Origin of the sequence: Nocardioides mesophilus (assembly GCF_014395785.1) — a bacterium.
Classification (GTDB): domain Bacteria; phylum Actinomycetota; class Actinomycetes; order Propionibacteriales; family Nocardioidaceae; genus Nocardioides_B; species Nocardioides_B mesophilus.
Window position 1 is genome coordinate 3,604,650 of record NZ_CP060713.1, and the last position, 18,397, is coordinate 3,623,046.

Here is an 18,397-nt window from a genome sequence, read left to right on the forward strand (position 1 = left end):
CAGCCCGTGAGCACCCGCCACTCCGTCTTCCACCCGTTGACGGTCGCCAGCGTCGAGCCGGTCACCGAGGACGCGGTCGCCATCACCTTCGACGTGCCCGAGGAGCTGCGCGAGGACTACGCCTTCACCCAGGGCCAGCACCTCACCATCCGCACCGAGCTCGCCGGCGACGACGTGCGCCGCAACTACTCGATCTGCGCGCCGGCGACCTCGGGCCGGCTGCGGGTCGCGGTGAAGCGGCTCCCCGGAGGCGCGTTCTCCGAGCACGCGCTCGAGGTGCTCGAGCCCGGCGACGTCCTCGACGTGATGACTCCGAGCGGCCGGTTCTTCACCGAGCTCGACCCCGCGAACCGCAAGCACTACGTCTGCGTCGCGGCCGGCTCGGGGATCACGCCGATCCTCTCGATCATGACCACCACGCTGGAGGTGGAGCCGGAGTCCACCGTGACGCTGGTCTACGCGAACCGCACCCACGCCACGGTGATGTTCCTCGACGAGGTCGAGGACCTGAAGAACCGCTACCCGGAGCGGTTCCAGCTCTTCCACGTGCTCTCCCGCGAGCCGCAGGAGGTCGAGCTGCTGTCCGGGCGGCTGGACCGGGAGCGGATGAGCCGGCTGCTGGACACCCTGATCCCGGTGGAGGACGCCGACGAGTGGTTCCTGTGCGGTCCCTACCTGATGGTCGCGGACCTGAGACGGCTGCTGGTCGAGTCCGGGGTCTCCAAGCGCTCCGTGCACGCCGAGGTCTTCCACGTCGAGTCCGCACCCCCGGCCCGTCGTACGACGCCCGGGTCCGACGGCAGCGCCACCGGAGCCGAGGTCACCGTGACGCTCGACGGCAGGCGCTCGACGTTCCGGCTGGCCCCCGACGGCCCGGCCGTCCTCGACGCCGCCCTGGCGGTGCGCTCCGACGCGCCGTTCGCCTGCAAGGGCGGCGTCTGCGGTACCTGCCGCGCCAAGGTGGTCGAGGGCACGGTGGAGATGGACACCAACTGGGCGCTGGAGCCCGACGAGGTGGAGAAGGGCTACGTGCTCACCTGCCAGTCCCACCCGACCTCGGACCGCGTCGAGCTCGACTACGACGCCTGAGCGCAGCGCCGCTCACTCCAGCGGCGAGGTGTCCCCGGCACCCCGGCGGACGATCTCCGGCGCGCCGGAGGAGAAGTCCACGACCGTGGTCGGCTCCCGGCCCACGTCGCCGGAGTCGATCACCGCGTCGACCTGGTGGTCGAGCAGCTCCTTGATCTCCCAGCCCTCGGTCATCGGCTCGGTCTCTCCGGGCATCAGCAGCGTCGTGGTCACGATCGGCTCGCCCATCTCCGCCAGCATCGCCAGGGCGACCTTGTGGTCGGGGATCCGCACCCCGACCGTGCGCTTCTTCGGGTGCAGCAACCTGCGGGGCACCTCGGCGGTCGCGGTGAGGATGAACGTGTAGCAGCCCGGGGTGAGCGACTTGACGCTGCGGAACACGGCGTTCGGCATCTGCACCAGCTGACCGAGCTGCGCGAAGTCCTTGCACAGCAGCGTGAAGTGGTGCTTGTCGTCGAGGCCGCGGATCTGGCGCATCCGGACCAGCCCGTCGGCGTTGCCGAGCCGGCAGCCGAGCGCGAAGCCCGAGTCGGTGGGATAGGCCACCACCCCGTCCTCGCGCATGATCCGCACCACCTGCGCGATCGCGCGGGGCTGCGGGTTCGCCGGATGGACGTCGAGGTACGTGGCCATGGGACGAACGTGCCACACGGCTCCTCGCCCGGCCATGCCCGGTGTAGTTTGACCGGGTGCGCCCCTACCTGGACCTGCTGCAACGCATCCTCGACGAGGGGGTGGAGAAGGAGGACCGCACCGGCACCGGGACGCTCAGCGTCTTCGGGCACCAGATGCGCTTCGACCTCTCCGCGGGCTTCCCGCTGGTGACCACCAAGAAGGTGCACACCCGGTCGGTGTTCGCCGAGCTGCTGTGGTTCCTGCGCGGCGACACCAACGTGAAGTGGCTGCAGGACCGGGGCGTCACGATCTGGGACGAGTGGGCCGACCCCGGGGGCGACCTCGGGCCCGTTTACGGCTACCAGTGGCGGTCCTGGCCGACCCCGGCGGGCGACCACGTCGACCAGATCGCCCAGGTGGTGGAGAACCTCCGGCGCGACCCGGACAGCCGGCGGCACATCGTCTCGGCCTGGAACGTCGCCGACATCCCGCAGATGGCGCTCGCGCCGTGCCACGCGCTCTTCCAGTTCTACGTCGCGCCGTCGCCCGACGGCGGCCCCGGCCGGTTGTCCTGCCAGCTCTACCAGCGCTCCGGCGACGTCTTCCTCGGGGTGCCGTTCAACATCGCCTCCTACGCGCTGCTGACCCACATGGTGGCGCAGGTGACCGGCCTGCGGGTCGGCGACTTCGTGCACACGCTCGGCGACGCGCACCTCTACTCCAACCACCTCGACCAGGCCCGGCTGCAGCTGACCCGCGAGCCGCGCCCGCTGCCGACCTTGCGCCTGGACCCGTCGGTCTCCGAGCTCGACGCCTTCGACCTCGAGCACATCCAGGTCGTCGGCTACGACCCGCACCCGGGCATCAAGGCGCCGATCGCCGTATGAGCGAGCCGCGCATCGTCATGGTCGCCGCGGTCGCCGACAACGGCGTGATCGGCCGGGACGCCGACATCCCCTGGCACCTTCCGGAGGACATGAAGCACTTCCGCGAGGTGACCCGCGGACACACCGTGGTGATGGGCCGGGTGACCTACGAGGGCATCGGCCACCCGCTGCCGTTCCGCACCAACGTGGTCGTGACCCGGCAGCCCGGCTGGAGCGCCGAGGGCGTCCTGGTGGCGGACTCCCTGGAGCGGGCGCTCGAGACCGGTCGCCGCGTGCACGCCGAGACCGGCGCCGACATCGTGATCGGTGGAGGCACCCAGGTCTACGAGGCCGCGATGCCGTTCGCGACCCACCAGGTCCTCACCGAGGTGCACCAGTCGCCCGAGGGCGACACCCACTACCCGAGGTCGACCCGGACGAGTGGGTCGAGACCCGGCGCGAGGACCACGACGCCTTCAGCTGGGTGTGGCTCGAGCGCCGCTGACGCGGCCACGGGACAGGGACGAGCGCCGTGAGGCCGTGAGCGCTCCTCGGGGCGATAACCTGTCCGGCATGACTCTGGCGCCTGCTCCCTTCGGTCGCGTGCTGACCGCGATGGTCACGCCCTTCCACGCCGACGGCTCGCTGGACCTCGAGGGCGCCGCCCGGGTCGCCGCGCACCTCGCCGACCACGGGCACGACGGCGTGGTGGTCTCCGGGACGACAGGGGAGTCCCCGACCACCACCACCGACGAGGACGGCCGGCTGCTGCGGGCCGTCGTCGAGGCCGTCGGCGACCGGATCGCCGTGGTCGCCGGGGTCGGGACCAACGACACCGCCCACTCCGTCGAGCTCGCCGCGCAGGCCGAGAAGGCCGGTGCCGACGGGCTGCTGCTGGTCACCCCGTACTACTCCAAGCCGACCCAGGACGGCGTGGCCGCCCACTTCACCACCGTGGCGGACGCCACCGGCCTGCCGGTGATGCTCTACGACATCCCGGGTCGCTCCTCGATCGCGATCGCCGAGCAGACCTACCGCCGGGTCGCCGAGCACGACCGGATCGTGGCGGTCAAGGACGCCGTCGGCGACCTCTACCGCGGGGTCCGGGTGATGGCCGAGACCGGGCTCGCCTTCTACTCCGGCGACGACGTGCTCAACCTCGCCTGGCTGACCCACGGCGCCGTCGGCGTGGTCTCGGTCGTCGGTCACGTGGCCGGCCGGCCCTACGCAGAGATGGTCGCCGCCGTCGACCGCGGCGACCTCGACGCCGCCCTCGACGGCTACCGGCGGCTCGTCCCGGTCGTCGACGTGATCATGCACCGAGCCCAGGGAGCGATGACCGCCAAGGCGGCGTTGCAGCTGATGGGCGTCATCGACTCCCGCGCCGTCCGGCTGCCCCTGGTGCCGGCCGGCGAGGACCTGGTCGCCGAGATCGGCGACGTACTCGACCGAGCCGGACTGATGGAGGACACCCGCAGGTGATGAGCTGCACGACGGCGAGCGCTTCATGAGCCGACCGCACCCCGAGCTGTCCGCGCCCGCACCGCTGCCCGAGAACGGCCTGCGGGTGATCCCGCTGGGGGCCTCGGTGACGTCGGCCGCAACATGACGGCCTTCGAGCACGCCGGCCGGCTGCTGATCGTCGACTGCGGGGTGCTGTTCCCGGAGGACCACCACCCCGGGGTCGACCTGATCCTCCCCGACTTCGCCCCGATCCGGGACCGGCTCGACGCCGTCGAGGCGCTGGTGCTCACCCACGGCCACGAGGACCACATCGGGGCGACGCCGTTCCTGCTGCGCGAGCGCGGCGACATCCCGCTCGTCGGCTCGCAGCTGACCCTGGCGCTGCTCACCTCGAAGCTGCGCGAGCACCGGTTGAAGGAGACCGCGCAGCACGTGGTCAAGCAGGGCGACCGGATCACGTTCGGCCCGTTCGAGCTCGAGTTCATCGCGGTGAACCACTCGATCCCCGACGCCCTCGCGGTCGCCATCCGCACCGGGGCGGGCGTGGTGCTGCACACCGGCGACTTCAAGATGGACCAGCTGCCGCTCGACGGCCGGATCACCGACCTCAACGCGTTCGCCCGGCTCGGCGACGAGGGCGTCGACCTGTTCATGGTCGACTCCACCAACGCCGAGATGCCGGGCTTCACGGTCAAGGAGCGCGACATCACCCCGGTGCTCGACGGGGTCTTCCACCAGGCCCGGAACCAGCGGATCATCGTGGCCTGCTTCGCCTCGCACGTGCACCGCGTGCAGCAGGTCATGGACACCGCGGTCGCGCACGGCCGCAAGGTCGCCTACGTCGGCCGGTCGATGGTCCGCAACATGGGCGTGGCCCGCGACCTCGGCTACCTCCACGTGCCCCCGGACACCCTGGTCGACGCCAAGGAGCTCGCCGGCTTCGCGCCCGAGCGGACCGTGCTGATCTCCACCGGCTCGCAGGGCGAGCCGCTCTCGGCGCTCTCCAGGATCGCGCAGCGCAACCACAACTTCGTGCACATCGAGGAGGGCGACACCGTCGTGCTGGCCTCCTCGCTCATCCCCGGCAACGAGAACGCCGTCTACCGCGTGATCAACGGCCTCACCCGGTGGGGGGCCAACGTGGTCCACAAGGGCAACGCGCTGGTGCACGTCTCCGGCCACGCCTCGGCCGGTGAGCTGCTCTACTGCTACAACATCGTCAAGCCGCGCAACGTGCTCCCCATCCACGGCGAGACCCGGCACATGCACGCCAACGCCGAGCTCGCCCGCGCCACCGGGGTGCCGGCCGAGCGGGTGGTGGTCGCCGAGGACGGGATCGTCGTCGACCTCGTCGACGGCAAGGCCACCATCGCCGGCAAGGTCGAGTGCGGCTACGTCTTCGTCGACGGCTCGTCGGTGGGCGACATCAGCGAGACGCTGCTCAAGGACCGGCGGATCCTCGGCGAGGAGGGCTTCATCTCGGTGATCGTCGTGGTCGACTCCGTCAGCGGCAAGGTCGCCGGCGGGCCGGAGATCCACGCCCGCGGCTTCGCCGAGGACGACTCGGTCTTCGAGGACATCAAGCAGCCGATCATCGACGCGATCGACGCCGCCCTGCGCGAGGGGGTCGACGACCCCTACCAGCTCCAGCAGACGATCCGACGGGTCGTCGGCCGCTGGGTGTCCAACCGGCACCGCCGCCGTCCGATGATCATCCCGGTCGTGGTCGAGGCCTGAGCCGCGGTCTCAGCCGCCCGGGGAGCCGCGGCGGCGCTTGGCGCGGTACATCGCCCGGTCGGCCTCCTCGAGCAGGAAGCCCAGGGGAGTGGCCGGCGGCGCCGTGCTGACCCCGACGCTGGCGGCCAGCCGGAGCGCGCCGACCGCGTCGACCCGGACTCCGGCGATCGCCTCCTCGATCCGGTGGGCGAGCGCCTCGCCGGTCTGCCGGTCGGTGCCGTGGGCCAGCACGACGAACTCGTCGCCGCCGAGCCGGGCGACGAGGTCCTCGCTGCGGGCCACGCCCCGCACCGCCTCGGCGACCCCCGGAGCACCTCGTCGCCCCGCACGTGCCCGTGCCGGTCGTTGACGGACTTGAAGTCGTCGAGGTCGATGATGAGCAGGCTGGTCGGGCGGCCGTCGTGGTGGGAGCGGATCTCCGCGTCGGCCAGGGCGAGGTCCAGCGCGCGCCGGTTGCCGACCCCGGTCAGCGGATCCTCCCGCGCGGCCCGCTGGGCGGCCAGCTTGTCGCCGCGCAGCCGCTCCACGTCCAGCGCGGCGGTCGCGCCCTGCAGCGTGCTCAGCCGCTGCTGCCACAGGACGTGCGAGAGCAGGCCGGCGTACTCGCGACCCGCGGCGGCACCGGGCACACCCGCCTCGCACTCCATCTCCACCAGCAGCCAGCGCACCCCCGCGGTGACCTGCCAGTCACCCGCGTCGCCGGACTCGTCCGCAGCCTCCCGGGCCACCTCGAGGGCCTCGTCGGTGCGACCGCTGCGCCACAGCGCGCGGGCCAGCGCACCGCCCACCGTGGCCCGGCCACCGGAGTAGGCATGGTGCTCGCGGCTGCGCCACTCGGTCCACAGCTCCGGCAGCGACGCCTCGGCCTGACCCACCGGCCGCGAGACCAGCTCCATCGCCCGACAGAGCTCGGCGTGGCTCGCGGCACCGGTCCGCTCGGCCTCGACCAGACCGTCGGCGGCGTAGTCGTGCCCGATCGCGCGGTGCTCCTCGGCCTCCTCGGCTGACCCGTCGTACGGCGTCGCCCGCTCCAGCTCGTCGGCCCACCGCAGGTGCAGCTCGGCGAGGTTGACCAGGTCGATCACCCGATCCTCCTCGAGCGGCACCGGCGCGGCCTCGATCGCGAGCGCAGCCTCCAGGTGCGGCTGGGCCAGCTCGTAGAGACGCAGCTCGAGGTAGCAGTAGCCGATACCCGTGTGCGCCCAGGAGGCCAGGCCCTCGTCGGTGCAGGCGGCCAGCTCGACCTCCGCCTGCGCGAGATCCAGCAGCGCCGGCTCTACGGTGTTGGCCCGGATCAGCGCCATCGCCTGCAGCGACAGCGCGTTGGACATCCACCCCGGGTCGTCGACCGACCGGGCCAGCTCCAGGCACCGGCGGGTCGCCTGCACCTGCTCGGTGTGCTCGCCGCGCACGTGGTGGCCGACCGCCACGGCGTACCACAGGCCGGCGAGCTCGGCCGGCGTGGCCGTCTCGTCCGGCTTCTCCAGCTCCTCGAGGGTGCGGGCTCCCAGCTCCAGCGCCTCGGCCGACCGGCCGGACTGGGCGAGCGTCATGACGCGCGCCGTCACCTGGAGGAGATCCACGCCGCGATTGTCGCTGCTGAGCGGTGCGTCCCGAGGCAGAACTACCCGGAACCACCCGATCTGGACACACTGGTGGTCCGGACCGCTGCCGCGTCGGGGCCGAGGTCCAGGACGGCGTCCATCCGGTCCAGACCGATCGGGCTGTGCGTGATCCACACCAGCGTGGGTCCGGTCCGGCCGAGCAGGTCGTCGGAGACCGCGCGCGCGGTACCCGCGTCGAGGTGCGCGGTGGGCTCGTCGAGGACGAGCACCGGGCGGTCGGCGAGCAGCGCCCGCGCCAGCCCGAGCCGGGCACGCTCGCCGCCGGAGACCGCCGCGTGCCCCTCACCGAGCACGGTCGCGAGGCCGAGGGGGAGCGCGTCGAGGAACGGCCCCAGGTGCGCGGCGCGCAGCGCGCCCTCCACCTCGGTGTCGGATGCCTCGGGCCGTGCCAGCCGGACGTTCTCCGCCAGCGAGGTGGAGAAGACGTGCGGGTCGTCGTCGATGAGCCCGACCTGCCGACGGACCTCGTGCAGGCTCAACCGGGGGAGTGCGGTGCCCGCCATCTGGACCTCACCGTGGTCGGGGTCGAGGAAGCGCAGCAGGCAGGCGGCCAGCGTCGACTTGCCGGAGCCGGACGGGCCGACCACGCCGAGCCGCGTCCCGACGGGGAGCCGGACGTCGAGGTCCCGCAACGCCGGCCGACCGCCCCAGCCGGCGCTCACCCGGTCCAGTACCAGCTCCGCGGAACGGGGCGCGGGCGCAGGGTCGGCGGGCTCGGTCACCGCGGGCACGGTCCGGTGCAGCCGGTCCAGCCGCGCCGCCGCAGCCCGGGTGCGCACAACCAGGGCGCCCGCGTCGGCCACGGGGAGCAGCACCTCGACCAGGGCCAGGGGGAGCAGCGCGAGCAGCGCCAGCACCGGGCCGCTGAGGTCGCCGCGGGCGTAGGCGGGCGCGCCGGCGGCCACCGCTGCCACGGTGCCCAGGCCCCCGCCGAGCACCGCGAGCGCACGGCCGGCCGCGAGGCCCGCACCCGCCCGGCGACTGCCCGCGGCGACGGCGTCCGAGGCCCGGTCGACGCGGTCCAGCGCGGCCGGGACCGCGGCCCACACGGTCAGGTCGGCGGCGCCCTGGAGGACGGCGGTCACCCAGGACGAGGCGGCGGCCCGCGCCTCGATGAAGAGCCGCTCACCGCTCCGGGCGCCCAGGAACGCGAGGCCGCCGGCGACGGGACCGGCCACCACCAGGACGCCGGCCACGGTGGCCGCCACCGCCGGCGTGCCGGGGGCCAGCAGCCAGGCGAGCAGGACAGCGCCCGTGCCGACGACACCCGCCACGGCCAGCGGCGCACGCACCCGCAGCTCCTGGTCCAGCACCGCGTCGACGTCGTCGACCACCCCGGCCAGCACGTCGCCCCGCTGCCGGCCCAGCCGCCCGGGTGTCAGCGGCACGAGGTCGTCATAGACCCGGACCCGCCGGTCGGCCAGCAGCCGCAGGGCGGCGTCGTGCGAGACCAGCCGTTCCACGTAGCGCAGCGCCGGCCGGGCCAGGCCGAAGGTGCGGACCCCGACGATGGCCACCAGCAGCACCAGCACCGGCGGCTGCTCCGCGGCGCGGACGATCAGCCAGCCCGCGGTCGCGGTGAGCGCCACCCCGGAGGCGGCGGCGAGCGAGCCGAGCACGGTGCCGGCGACGAGCCGGCGGCGGACACCGGAGCGGTCGACCGCGGACGACGGCGCAGGCGTGGGCGCCGTCGCGACTCCGGCCGCGGGCGCCTTCACGGGGCCACCCGGACCGGGTTCGGCCGCGGCCGCTGCGGCGGCTGCGGCGGCATGGTGGTCGGTCGGCACCGGGGCGGGGCGGTCGTCAGCCGGCAGACGCGCCGGGTCCTCCGCCGGGTGGTCCGCAGGAGCGGGAAGCGCGATGACGTGGTCGGCGATCTCCACCAGCGCCGGTCGGTGCGCGACCAGCAGCACCCCGCGGGTCCGGGCCAGGTGCACCAGGGCGTCGGCGAGCGCCGCCTCGGTCGCCGCGTCGAGGTGCGCGGTCGGTTCGTCGAGCACCACCCACGGGCGGTCGCTGAGCACCGCGCGGGCCAGGACCAGCCGGGCGCGCTCCCCGGCCGAGAGGCTGGCGCCGTCCTCGGTGACCTCGGCGTCGAGGCCCTCGGGCAGCGTGGCGACGTGGTCGGCCAGCCGCACCAGCTCCAGCACCTGCCAGATCGCCGCGTCGTCGGCATCCGGCCGGCCGAGCCGTACGTTGTCGCGGACGCTGCCGGGCAGCAGCCAGGGGCGCTGCGGTACCCACGCGACGAGCTCCTGCCGGTCCGGGCCGGTGCGGCCTCGCACCGTGACCGAGCCGGACTCCGCCTCGACGTGCCCGAGCACGGCGGCGAGCAGCGTCGACTTGCCGCAGCCGGACGGCCCGGTGACGGCGGTGATGCCGCGCGGCGGGACGTGCACGGTGACCCCGTCGAGCGCCGGGACCGTGCGTCCGGGATAGCGGACGGTCAGCCGGCGTACGTCGATGCCGTCCTCGGGCCCGTCACCGGCACCGGTCCCGGTCGGCGCGTGCCCGCCGGACTCCGCAGCCTCTCGGGCGAGCCGGTCCACCTCCTCGAAGGTGGCGGTGCCCTCGGCGGCGGCATGGAACTCCGCGCCGACCCGGCGCAGCGGCCAGTAGGCCTCCGGGGCCAGCAGCAGCACCACCAGCGCGGTGTGCAGGTCGAGGGAGCCGGAGGCCAGCCGCAGGCCCACCAGGACGGCGACCAGCGCCACGGACAGGGTGGCCACGAGCTCGAGCACCGCGGAGGAGGCGAACGCGATCCGCAGCGTCTCCACGCCGGCGCGCCGGTAGCGGTGGGTGACCTCGCGGATCCGTTCGCCCTGGAAGCGCGCCCGGTCGTGCACCACCAGGGTGGGCAGGCCCCGGACCACGTCGAGGAAGTGCCCGGCCAGCGACGACAGCAACCGCCACTGCCGGTCGGCACGGTCCCGGGTGGCCATTCCGACCAGGGCGGCGAACACCGGGACCAGCGGCAGCGTCAGCAGCACCACCAGCCCGGCACGAAGGTCCTCGGCCAGGATCGCCAGCACCGTCACCGGCGGCAGCAGCACGCCCAGCACCAGGGCGGGCAGGTACCGGGTGAGGTACGGCTCCACCGCGCTCACGCCCCGGGTGGCCAGCAGCGCCAGCTCGCCGGTCCTGTGCCGCGACAGCGCGGCGGGCCCCAGCGCGAGGGCCGCGGCGACGACCCGGCGGCGCAGTGCCCGGCCGACGCGGGCCGCCGCCGCGCTCGCACACCGCTCGCCCGCCCAGCCGGCCAGGGCGCGGCCGAGCACGACCAGGCCCAGCAGCGTCGCGGAGCCGGCCAGTGGCCGGCCGCCGAGCGCGTCGGTGAGCAGGTCCGCGACCGCGAAGGCCTGGGCGACCAGCAGCACCCCACCGGCCGCCCCGGCTGCCACCACCCCGCCGAGCGCGGCCCGGGCCGGCCGCAGGTGCGGGAGCAGCCGCCGGTCGAGCGGCCTCACGACACCGGCTGCGGCGCCGGGGACGACGAGGTCCCCGGGTCGGTGGGGATGTGCCGGGTGGAGATCCGGGAGCGGAACACCCAGTAGGTCCAGCCCTGGTAGGCCAGCACGATCGGGGTGAACAGCACCGCGACCCAGGTCATCACCGTCAGCGTGTAGGAGGTCGCCGAGGCGTTGGTCGTGGTCAGCGACCAGGCCGGGTCCAGCGACGAGGGCATCACGTCGGGGAACAGGGCGGTGAACAGGCCGGCCACGGCCAGCGCGATCGCGACGAAGGTGCCGAGGAAGGCCCAGCCCTCCCGGCCGCGGGTCGCGACGGCCAGCCCGGCGACCAGGGCGAGCGCGGCGAGGACGAACAGCACCGCGGATCCGGCCGACCCGGTCAGCCCCTGAGTCCAGGCGAGGAAGGCCACCGCGGCCACGGCCGCGGCCACGCCGACCCGGACGCCCAGGTCGCGGGCCCGGTGCCGGATGTCGCCGTCGGTCTTCAGCGCGATGAAGAGCGCGCCGTGGGTGAGGAACAGCAGCAGGGTGGTCACCCCGCCGAGCAGCGCGTAGGGGCTGAGCAGGTCGAAGAAGCCGCCGACGTACTCCTTGTCGGCGTCGATCGGCACCCCGCGGAGCAGGTTCGCGAACGCGACCCCCCACAGCAGCGACGGGACCACCGAGCCGACGACGATCGCGGTGTCCCAGCGGCGTCGCCACCGGTCCTCGTCGCGCTTGGCGCGGTACTCGAAGGCGAGGCCGCGCACGATCAGGGCGAGCAGGATCAGCAGCAGCGGCAGGTAGAAGCCGCTGAACAAGGTCGCGTACCACTCCGGGAAGGCGGCGAACGTCGCTCCGCCGGCGACCAGCACCCACACCTCGTTGCCGTCCCACAGCGGGCCGATGGTGTTGATCAGCACCCGCCGCTCGGTGTCGTCGCGGGCCAGCACCGGCAGCAGCATGCCCACCCCGAAGTCGAACCCCTCCAGGCAGAAGTAGCCGATCCACAGCACGGCGATCAGGCCGAACCAGACGGTGGTGAGCTCCATGGGTGAGGTCTCCGATCTTGTCGCAGGGCCCGGGGATGTGGGAGGGGTGGTGGCGGCCGGTGGGAGCGGTCCGCGCGGTCAGTAGGCGAAGGTGAGCGGCTCGTCACTCGGCCGGCCGAGGGTCGGTGAGGGCGGCTCGACGAACGGGTCGGCGCCCTTCCTGATGAAGTGCAGCATCAGGCCGACCTCGATGACGGCGAGGACGCCGTACAGCAGCGTCAGGGCGATCAGCGAGGTGAGCGCCTCGCCGGGGCTGACGCCGGGGGAGACGGCGTTCGCGGTGGTCATCAGGCCGAAGACCGCCCACGGCTGGCGTCCCATCTCGGTGAAGATCCAGCCGAAGGAGTTGGCCAGGACCGGCAGCAGCGGCAGCGCGGCCGCGATCATCACCAGCGCCCTGCCGGTCGGCGCCCGTCCACGCCGGGTGACCCAGAGGAAGAGCGCGGCCGCGGCGGCGGCCAGCACGCCGAGCCCGATCATCAGCCGGAACGTCCAGTAGGTCACCGGGATCACCGGGGTGTAGTCGCCGGAGGTGTAGTAGGCGGCCCCGGGGTCCTGGCCGTAGGTCTTGCGGTACTGCGCCCGGAGCTGGTTGATGCCCTGCACCTCGCCGTCGAAGCTGCCGGTGGCCAGGAAGGAGAGCAGCCGGGGCACCTTGACCGCGAACTTCTCCTGCGAGCCGTCGAGGGTGCCCACCGTGAACAGCGAGAAGGCGGCGGGCGCCTCGGTGTCGTAGAGCGCCTCGGCGGCCGCCATCTTCATCGGCTGCACGTCGGTCATGATCTTGCCCTGGTAGTCCCCGGAGATCGCGACGCCCAGGCCGCCGACCAGGGTCACCACCGCACCGAGGCGGACGGCGGTGCGGTACATCGGCCGGTCCGCGTCCGGAGTCCGCCGGCGCACCAGCAGGTAGGTGGCCACGCCGAGCATGAACGCGCCGCCGGTCATGTAGCAGGCGGTCAGCGTGTGCGGGAAGGTCGCCAGCTGCACCTTGTTCGTCATCACCGCCCAGAAGTCGTTCAGCTCGGCCCGGCCGGTGTCGCGGTTGAACGTGTAGCCGACGGGGTGCTGCATCCACGAGTTCGCCGCGAGGATGAAGTACGCCGAGAGCAGCGTGCCGAGGTGGACCAGCCAGATGCAGGCGGCGTGCAGCGGGCGCGGCAGCTTGTCCCAGCCGAAGATCCACAGGCCGAGGAAGGTCGACTCCAGGAAGAACGCCAGCAGGCCCTCGATCGCGAGCGGGGCTCCGAAGATGTCGCCGACGAAGCGCGAGTAGTCGCTCCAGTTCATCCCGAACTGGAACTCCTGGACGATCCCGGTGACCACGCCGATGGCGAAGTTGATCAGGAACAGCTTCCCGAAGAACTTGGTGAGCCGGAGGTACTTCTCGCCTCCGGTGCGCACCCAGGCCGTCTCCAGGCCGGCGACGAGCGCGGAGAGGCCGATCGTGATCGGCACGAACAGGAAGTGGTAAACGGTGATGATGCCGAACTGCCACCGGGCGATGTCGAGCGTGTCCACGACAGGTCCTCTCTGGGCGTCGGCGCGGCGCGCGCCCGGCCGCGATCCACGCTAGGAGCGCGGCTCCGCCGGTCCCCAGGGACCTTCGACCCCAGGGAGCCGGGCCGGAGGTCGCCTCCCGGCACCGGTCGGTGTGGACCGGTCGCCGGATCCGGCGTGTGAGGCATGGGACTGGAGTGGCCGCTGTGTAGTTTGGTGACCATGGCGACCCGCACGTCTTCCCCGCCGGCGTCGTCGAGGAGCAGGGCCACAGGCAGCACCGGCTCTGGCTCCTCGAGGACCCGGTCGTCCGGTAGCCAGTCCCGCAGCAAGAAGCCCGCGGCCAAGGGCAGGTCGACCGCCTCCAAGCGGTCCTCCCGTCCGGCACCGCGAGCGGTTCGCAACGGGCCTGGACCTATCGCATCGCTCTTCGCTGCCCTCGGGCGGGCGGTGAGCGCCGTCTGGCTGGGCCTGGCCCACCTGATCGGCGCCGGCGTGCGCAAGGTCGGGCACACCGCCCGCGAGCTCGAGCCGGAGCACCGCCGCGACGGCGCCGGCCTCTTCCTGATCGGCCTCGCCGTGGTGGTGGCCGCAGCGGTCTGGTGGCAGCTCCCCGGCGGCGTCGGCGACTTCACCCGCACCGTCGTGGCCGGCTCGGTCGGGCTGGTCGGCTGGTTCATGCCGTTCCTGCTCTGCTTCGTCGCCTGGCGCAACCTGCGCGACCCCGAGACGAACGGACCGGCCGGCCGGCAGGTCATCGGCTGGGGCGCCCTGCTCTTCGGCGTGCTCGGGCTGGTGCACATCGGCAACGGGATGCCCGAGCCGTCCGCGGGGGACACCTCGGACCTCCAGCAGGCGGGCGGTGCGGTCGGCTTCGTCGTCGCCTCGCTCTGCATGGACCTGCTGCGCAGCACCCTGGTCGTCGTACCGCTGCTGGTGCTGCTCTCCCTCTTCGGCGTGCTCGTGATCACCGCGACCCCGCTCTACCAGGTGCCGGCGCGGCTTCGTGAGGCCCGCGACCGCCTGCTCGGACGAGGTACGGCGGCCGAGCAGCCCGCCCCGGCCGAGGAGACCCAGCCGATCAGGCGCAGCCGCTCCCGCCGTCGTCCCGCCGACGGCACCGACGCCGACGGCGAGGTCGACCCGGACCTGGGCGACGAGCCCTACGCGACCCCGGTCCTCGAGGAGCGGGCGTTCCTCGGCCGCAAGAAGAAGGCGACCGCCGAGTCGTCGGACCCCGACGCCGTGACCCCTCCCGTGCTCTCCGGCGCCCACGCCGACACGGGGGAGGACGAGGAGCGGGTCGAGGCACCGCCGCACACCCCGCTCCCGCCCCGGGTCGAGCAGCTGGCGCTCTCGGGCGACATCGCCTACTCGCTGCCCGGCAACGACGTGCTCAAGCCGGGCTCGCCGCACAAGGCGCGCTCGAAGGCCTCCGACGAGGTGGTCGGCCGGCTCACCGAGGTGCTCGAGCAGTTCGACATCGACGCCCAGGTCACCGGCTACACCCGGGGCCCGACGGTCACCCGCTACGAGGTCGAGCTCGGCCCCGCGGTCAAGGTCGAGAAGGTCACCGCGCTCGGCAAGAACATCGCCTACGCGGTCGCCTCGGCCGACGTGCGGATCCTCTCCCCGATCCCGGGCAAGTCCGCGATCGGCATCGAGATCCCGAACGTCGACAAGGAGATCGTCTCCCTCGGCGACGTGCTGCGCTCGCCGATCGCCCGCAACGACCACCACCCGATGATCGTCGGGCTCGGCAAGGACGTCGAGGGCGGCTTCGTGGTCGCCAACATGGCGAAGATGCCGCACCTGCTCGTGGCCGGTGCGACCGGCTCCGGCAAGTCGAGCTTCGTGAACTCGATGATCACCTCGCTGCTGATGCGCTCCACGCCCGACGAGGTCCGGATGATCCTCGTGGACCCCAAGCGGGTCGAGCTCAACGTCTACGAGGGCGTCCCGCACCTGATCACCCCGATCATCACCAGCCCGAAGAAGGCCGCCGAGGCGCTGCAGTGGGTCGTGCGCGAGATGGACATGCGCTACGACGACCTCGCTGCCTTCGGCTTCCGGCACGTCGACGACTTCAACAAGGCGGTCAAGGCCGGCAAGGTCAAGGTCCCGCCGGGCAGCGAGCGGGTGCTCGCGCCGTACCCCTACCTGCTCGTGGTGGTCGACGAGCTCGCCGACCTGATGATGGTCGCGCCGCGCGACGTCGAGGACTCGGTGGTCCGGATCACCCAGCTGGCCCGTGCGGCCGGGATCCACCTCGTCCTGGCCACCCAGCGACCCTCGGTCGACGTGGTCACCGGCCTGATCAAGGCCAACGTGCCGTCCCGGCTCGCCTTCGCGACCTCGTCGCTGGCCGACAGCCGGGTGATCCTGGACCAGCCGGGGGCCGAGAAGCTGGTCGGCCAGGGTGACGGCCTGTTCCTGCCGATGGGTGCCGGGAAGTCGGTGCGCGTCCAGGGGTCCTGGGTCACCGAGGCCGAGATCCACCAGGTGGTCAAGCACTGCAAGGGGCAGCTCGAGCCGAACTACCGCGAGGACGTCACCGTCGCCGCGCAGTCGAAGCGCGACCTCGACGACGACATCGGCGACGACCTGGACCTGGTCGTGCAGGCGGTCGAGCTGGTCGTCTCCACGCAGTTCGGCTCCACCTCGATGCTGCAGCGCAAGCTGCGGGTCGGCTTCGCCAAGGCCGGGCGACTCATGGACATCCTCGAGAGCCGCGGCATCGTCGGCCCGAGCGAGGGGTCCAAGGCCCGCGACGTACTCATCAAGCCCGACGACCTCGACGACGTGATCGCGACTTTGCAGGGGGAGCAGTGAGCGCCATGCACCAGGAGGACCGGTTCCACGACGGGGCCGACACGCAGGACGGCACCGACGAGGCGATGCTCAGCAGCCCGTCGGTCGTGGTCCGTCGAAACGCCGGGCTGGCCGCCCTGGTCGGCGGCGCGGCCTGCGCCATCGCCATCGCCTACCTGTGGCGCGCGGTGGGCAGCGGCGCACCCCTCGACTGGCTGCTCTGCGCGCTGATGGCGGGGGTCGGCGGCTACTACCTCTCCACGCTGCTCGACGCCCGCACGCCGCTGGTGGTCGCCGACCCGCTCGGGGTCCGGATCCGGCTGGGGCGCCAGTGGCGCGGCCTGCCGTGGGACGCGGTCGCCGCGGTGGAGCTGCTGCCGAGAGGCAACGCGGTCCGCGACGGACGGCTCGTCTTCCGCCCGCACAGCCTCCCGCGGGCCCTCGAGGGTCTCGAGCCGCGGGGGCGTCGCGCCGCCCGGCTCAACCAGAAGCTGTACGGCGGCGCGCTCGCCGTGCCGCTGGGCCTGACCACCCGGTCCGGGGCCGGCTCCGCCGACCTGCTGGCGAACCTGGCGGCGCTCTGCGACGGCCGCAGCGAGGTCGTGCTGCTGCAGCCCGAGCCGAGCCGGCGCGCCGCGGCCCGCACCCGGTCCGCCGACACCGAGCCCACCGAGCCCACCGAGGCCACTGAGGCCACCGACGCCGCCGCACCGGTCGAGGCCATCGAGCCGGGCGGCACCCGGCCCACCGACCACGCCCGCGACCTGCCGGTGGTGACGGCGCTGTCCGCGCCGCCGGAGCCGGCCGGCCAGGAGTCCCGCCCGGACGTGTCGGAGCGCCCGGCCGCCCCGGTGAGCGTGTGGGCACCGGTTCCCCCGACCCCCGCCGAGGACCGGAGCGAGCAGACCGACCCGGACGAGCCCGCTGAGCACGGTCAGCCGACTGGCGAGGAGCCGGAGGAGTCGGAGGAGTCGGCCAAGGAGCCGGTCCGCCGGCCCGGACGCCGTACCTTCGTCGGCAACCTCGGCACGATCGTCTCCCGCGTCGCCAAGGGACGTGGCACCAGCTCCACTGCGCCGGCGCCCGAGGGTGCCCCGGTCTCGCCGGAGGCCCCGGCGGCGCTGCTGCTGCCGGCTGCTGTCGCCGCGCCCCTGCGGATGCCCCGTCCGGGACTGCGCGCCCAGGTGACCCGGGACCTCCCGGCCACCGGCGGCCCGGTGCACGGCGCGACCGCGCTGCACGCCGACCCCTCCGCGGACCGGCGCGGCACCCTGCCCGAAGGGCGCGAGCTGCGCCGGCCGGGCAGCGTCGACCTGGTCTTCGAGCCCGCCCGAGCGGCACCGTCCGGCCGATCGCGCGGCTCGGCGACCCCGTCGAGCCGCTGGTGATCGACGACTTCGTCACCGAGCCGGCCTACGACCCGGTCGTCGGACCCGAGCTGCTGGCCGCCCGCACCCGGCTCGGCCTCACCGTCGACGAGCTGGCCGACCGGACCCGGATCCGTCCGCACGTGATCGAGTCGATCGAGGTCGACGACTTCGCGCCGTGCGGCGGCGACTTCTACGCCCGCGGCCACCTGCGCACCCTGGCGCGCGTGCTCGGGCAGGACCCGGCGCCGCTGCTGCAGCGCTTCGACGACCGCTACGCCACCGCTCCGATCAACGCGCGGCGGGTCTTCGAGGCCGAGCTCGCCACCGGCATGACCGGGAGCATGCGACGCACCGTGGGCGGCCCCAACTGGGGGCTGCTGATCGGCGCCGTGCTGGTCCTGGTGATGGCGTGGGGGGTGATCCGGCTCTTCGAGACCGAGCCGCCGGCCCTCCTCCAGACACCGGGCACGGCCCTCAACGGCTCGGCCGGGCTGCCGCAGGAGCGGGACGCCCGCGAGGCCGCCGCCGCGGCCGCGGCGCCGATGCCGGTCACGCTGGTGGCCGCCGACGGCGCTCCGGTCGAGCGGGTCCTGGTCCGTGACGGGGACGGCACGGTCGTGTGGGCCGGCCGGCTCGCCGCGGGGGAGCGCAAGAGCCTGAAGGTCGACCCGCCGATGACGGTCCGGGCGGCCGACGCCGGGGCCGTCCGGGTGCTGGTGCGCGGCCGTGACCGCGGCCTCGTCGGCGGCGACGGGGAGCCGGACCGCCGTACCTTCCGGCGCCCGGCGGCCCGCTGACGGAGCCCCGAGGACGCCGGAC

General features: G+C 73.6%; 11 protein-coding genes and 2 pseudogenes. 8 read left to right on the forward strand and 5 right to left on the reverse strand.

Annotated elements, in window-relative coordinates; translation table 11 throughout:
* Window positions 1–6 precede the first annotated feature (6 nt).
* A complete protein-coding gene (gene paaE / locus H9L09_RS17320; protein ID WP_187578072.1) occupies window positions 7–1,089 on the forward strand; it encodes a 1,2-phenylacetyl-CoA epoxidase subunit PaaE in 1,083 nt (360 codons plus the stop codon).
* Between the two features lie 12 nt (window positions 1,090–1,101).
* Here the strand turns inward: paaE and H9L09_RS17325 are convergent, their stop codons facing one another.
* On the reverse strand, window positions 1,102–1,722 hold the full coding sequence (locus tag H9L09_RS17325) for an L-threonylcarbamoyladenylate synthase (protein ID WP_187578073.1): 621 nt from the start codon (window positions 1,720–1,722) through the stop codon (window positions 1,102–1,104).
* Between the two features lie 56 nt (window positions 1,723–1,778).
* Here H9L09_RS17325 and H9L09_RS17330 point away from each other — a divergent pair, with 56 nt between their 5' ends.
* The 4 genes and pseudogenes from H9L09_RS17330 to H9L09_RS17345 all read left to right on the forward strand — a co-directional run bounded on the left by H9L09_RS17330 (window position 1,779) and on the right by H9L09_RS17345 (window position 5,771).
* The gene (locus H9L09_RS17330) at window positions 1,779–2,591 is read left to right on the forward strand and encodes a thymidylate synthase (RefSeq protein ID WP_187578074.1); all 813 of its coding nucleotides are present in this window, start codon (window positions 1,779–1,781) and stop codon (window positions 2,589–2,591) included.
* Window positions 2,588–3,106 carry a dihydrofolate reductase gene (locus tag H9L09_RS17335; protein WP_246456085.1) on the forward strand — a complete coding sequence of 173 codons (519 nt, stop codon included), beginning with the start codon at window positions 2,588–2,590 and terminating at the stop codon, window positions 3,104–3,106. The genes H9L09_RS17330 and H9L09_RS17335 overlap by 4 nt, the downstream gene beginning before the upstream one ends.
* A gap of 43 nt (window positions 3,107–3,149) precedes the next feature.
* Window positions 3,150–4,052 carry a 4-hydroxy-tetrahydrodipicolinate synthase gene (dapA, locus tag H9L09_RS17340; protein WP_425491734.1) on the forward strand — a complete coding sequence of 301 codons (903 nt, stop codon included), beginning with the start codon at window positions 3,150–3,152 and terminating at the stop codon, window positions 4,050–4,052.
* Between the two features lie 25 nt (window positions 4,053–4,077).
* Window positions 4,078–5,771: pseudogene (locus H9L09_RS17345) on the forward strand (ribonuclease J).
* A 9-nt stretch (window positions 5,772–5,780) separates the two neighbouring features.
* Here H9L09_RS17345 and H9L09_RS22555 read toward each other — a convergent pair.
* From H9L09_RS22555 to H9L09_RS17365, 4 genes and pseudogenes are all read right to left on the reverse strand, one after another.
* Window positions 5,781–7,324: pseudogene (locus H9L09_RS22555) on the reverse strand (GGDEF domain-containing protein).
* Between the two features lie 71 nt (window positions 7,325–7,395).
* Entirely contained in the window at window positions 7,396–10,863 is a 3,468-nt protein-coding gene (cydD, locus tag H9L09_RS17355; protein WP_187578077.1) for a thiol reductant ABC exporter subunit CydD, read from the reverse strand.
* Entirely contained in the window at window positions 10,860–11,897 is a 1,038-nt protein-coding gene (gene cydB, locus H9L09_RS17360) for a cytochrome d ubiquinol oxidase subunit II (RefSeq protein WP_187578078.1), read from the reverse strand. Before cydB ends, cydD begins: the two co-directional genes overlap by 4 nt.
* Window positions 11,898–11,975: 78 nt before the next feature.
* Window positions 11,976–13,418: a cytochrome ubiquinol oxidase subunit I gene (locus H9L09_RS17365; protein WP_187578079.1), complete on the reverse strand. Its 1,443-nt coding sequence runs from the start codon at window positions 13,416–13,418 to the stop codon at window positions 11,976–11,978.
* A gap of 201 nt (window positions 13,419–13,619) precedes the next feature.
* Here H9L09_RS17365 and H9L09_RS17370 point away from each other — a divergent pair, with 201 nt between their 5' ends.
* From H9L09_RS17370 to H9L09_RS17380, 3 genes are read left to right on the forward strand one after another with little or no spacing between them, the layout of a single operon-like run.
* Window positions 13,620–16,229 carry an FtsK/SpoIIIE family DNA translocase gene (locus tag H9L09_RS17370; RefSeq protein WP_187578080.1) on the forward strand — a complete coding sequence of 870 codons (2,610 nt, stop codon included), beginning with the start codon at window positions 13,620–13,622 and terminating at the stop codon, window positions 16,227–16,229.
* Window positions 16,226–17,596: a hypothetical protein gene (locus tag H9L09_RS17375; protein WP_187578081.1), complete on the forward strand. Its 1,371-nt coding sequence runs from the start codon at window positions 16,226–16,228 to the stop codon at window positions 17,594–17,596. The genes H9L09_RS17370 and H9L09_RS17375 overlap by 4 nt, the downstream gene beginning before the upstream one ends.
* On the forward strand, window positions 17,593–18,375 hold the full coding sequence (locus tag H9L09_RS17380; RefSeq protein ID WP_187578082.1) for a helix-turn-helix domain-containing protein: 783 nt from the start codon (window positions 17,593–17,595) through the stop codon (window positions 18,373–18,375). The genes H9L09_RS17375 and H9L09_RS17380 overlap by 4 nt, the downstream gene beginning before the upstream one ends.
* Window positions 18,376–18,397: the final 22 nt, after the last annotated feature.